Annotated in this window: 2 protein-coding genes and 1 pseudogene; 2 read left to right on the forward strand and 1 reads right to left on the reverse strand. The window is 55.9% G+C overall.

What is annotated here, in order from left to right; translation table 11 throughout:
• The coding region (locus PEL8287_RS20195; RefSeq protein ID WP_217807698.1) for a hypothetical protein at positions 1–222 on the reverse strand (222 nt) is incomplete at its 3' end.
• Between the two features lie 179 nt (positions 223–401).
• On the opposite strand from PEL8287_RS20195, the gene PEL8287_RS19625 reads away from it, so the two are divergent.
• Positions 402–1,823, forward strand: a complete 1,422-nt coding sequence (locus PEL8287_RS19625; RefSeq protein ID WP_085894136.1) for a mechanosensitive ion channel family protein — start codon at positions 402–404, stop codon at positions 1,821–1,823.
• A gap of 121 nt (positions 1,824–1,944) precedes the next feature.
• A pseudogene (locus PEL8287_RS19630) lies at positions 1,945–2,160 on the forward strand (transposase); the annotation flags it as partial.
• Positions 2,161–2,404: the final 244 nt, after the last annotated feature.

Genomic DNA, 2,404 nt, shown 5'->3' on the forward strand with positions numbered 1-2,404 from the left:
GACGAATTCCTCCTCGCCGCCACCGCCCAAAACCTCCGCAAACTGGCCAAGGTCTTTCCCGCACCGCAGCAAACGCGCAAAGCCTGATAGGAAAGGCGCTTGGGCCGCATTTGGAACGGCTATTTCTACGCTCGCAAACGTTAGTTTTTCCACAGAATCGGCGGAAAGCAGATCTTCGCTGCAGGTGTGCCCTATTCTTGCCAAGTCAGAGGAAGCTGACATCCATCCAACCTTGGCAGGGGATCTTTCGCTGCACCGCCGCAAGTCGGCTCCGAGCCCAGAGAAGACTAAGTGAGATGGCGCCAGCGATCCTCCTCGCTATGGGTCATAACGTAAAAAAGGTTTGTCCTGAACAACTCCTGAACTAACCTGCCCGCATACGCCATGCATATGGAGGTGAAATGGGGCGGATTCTTCTACCGGCGCTGACTCTCATCTGCCTCATCGCGGCAAGGTATCTTGCCGACCAAGTTGGTATAAACGGGCTACCGGCACCGGTCGGCGAATGGATTGACCCTCTCCGTCTTTCCGAAGCCGCTATCTGGCTTTGCATGGCTTGGGTCGCAAAGCGCGCGATCGAGGTCGCCCTCCGGCGTGGGCGCAATGGGAGCGATGAAGAGCGCATTCCCAGCATTGCCTTTGATTTTTTGGGCGTCTTGCTGTTCCTCGTCGCAATTATCGCGATCGCGGGGTTGGTGTTCGATCAGCCGGTCTCCGGGCTGTTGGCAACATCCGGCATCCTGACCGGAGTTGTCGCCTTTGCCGTGCGTGACCTCATCGCGGACATCTTCACCGGCATCGCTCTTGCCATTGAGCGTCCGATCCGGATCGGCGACTGGATTCAGTTCGACGAAGGAACACCTCAGAGAACAGGTCGTGTCGTCGAGATGAACTGGCGAGCGGTCCGCATGGTAACCGTTCAGGGAAGAACCATCGTGTTTCCCAACAACGCGCTGTCGCGGCGTGATTTCGTCAACCTGAGCCTTCCCGAGCGCCATTTTCGGACAGTGAAACGGATCGTGGTGGATTTCAGCGTCCCGGCCGAGCGTGCCGCGGACATAATCATGTCCGCGATCCGGGCGACCCCGGGCGTGGTCCCGTCCCAGAAGCCGCTGGTGCTAATAGACGAACTCGTTGAGCGCGGCACCGTCTTCAGCTTTCACTTCTGGGTTCCCGACTACCCAAAAATGTTCATGATCGAACGTCAAGTGGTCGAGAACGTTCTGCATTTTCTGGACCAGGCGGGATATGCGCCTTCCTATCCGAAACTTGAAGCGGACATCGCCTGGCAAAGTGTCAGCGAAATAGATGCAAGCTTCGACTTGCCTGATCTGCTGCACCGCGTTCCGCTGTTCAGCAAGCTTTCCGAAGAGGAACGACTGAATCTCGCGCATCAGTCCAAAGAGGTCCAGGCTCGCGCAGGTCAGGCACTCGTCGCTGAAGGCGATGCAGGCGAGTCCCTGTTCGTTGTTCTGGCCGGACTTGCTGCGGTCCATAAATCCGTCGAAGGCAAGCTCTGTCGCATTGGCCAAGTTGAGCCGGGGCAGGTCTTTGGAGAGATGTCCTTCCTGACGGGCGAACCCCGTTCTGCGACCGTAATCGCCGAGATCGACTCTGTTTTCGTCGAAGTCGAGCGCGGAGCAATGCAGGCGATTGTAAGGGAAAATCCCGAGATCATTGATCAGATGGGAGAGATTCAGGCCTCTCGGATGAATGCGCAGGAAATCGGCGACTCCACAGACGGGACCAGGGAACTCGACGACCCGGGGTTCGCCGAAAAACTCGTGAAGCGTATCAGGCTAACGTTTGGTCAGCCAGGCTAGGTTTCGGCGAAAGTAAAGGCTTATCCTAGGAACGTTGTCCGCTTGGTCTGGAGGCTGTGTGAAAACTCCCTTTGTTGGCTGAATGATGTTATAATTTTTCCATTCAGTACGGAGGTTGTTCATGACGCAGTTTATCGAAGGTTTAGACCGTCTGCAGACGATGTTGCTGCCTGAACATCTGGACGATTATGTTGACGAGAACGGCCTTGTCCGTGCCATCGATGCCTTTGCCGACATTCTTGATCTCGCAGCTCTTGGCTTTAATATGCAGCCTGCTGCCACTGGTCGCCCTGGTTATCATCCTGGGCTGATGCTTCGGATTTACTTCTATGGCTATTTCACTCACGGCCCAAACCCGACCTTAGTACCGTCTGCAGCTAATGGCAGCATTGAGCCGATTCTGTGGAAAAACAACGTGTTGCTGTTGCAGAAAGTGTGGTTCTGAACAGAGCGCGAGCGCCTTTTCTATCAGGCTTTGCGCGTTTGCTGCGGTGCAGGAAGGATCTTGGCCAGTTTGCGGAGGTTTTGGGCGGTGGCGGCGAGGAGGAATTCGTCATTTGCACCGCATGGGCCGCGTAATC

The sequence above is a fragment of the Roseovarius litorisediminis genome (assembly GCF_900172295.1).
Taxonomy (GTDB): Bacteria; Pseudomonadota; Alphaproteobacteria; order Rhodobacterales; family Rhodobacteraceae; genus Roseovarius; species Roseovarius litorisediminis.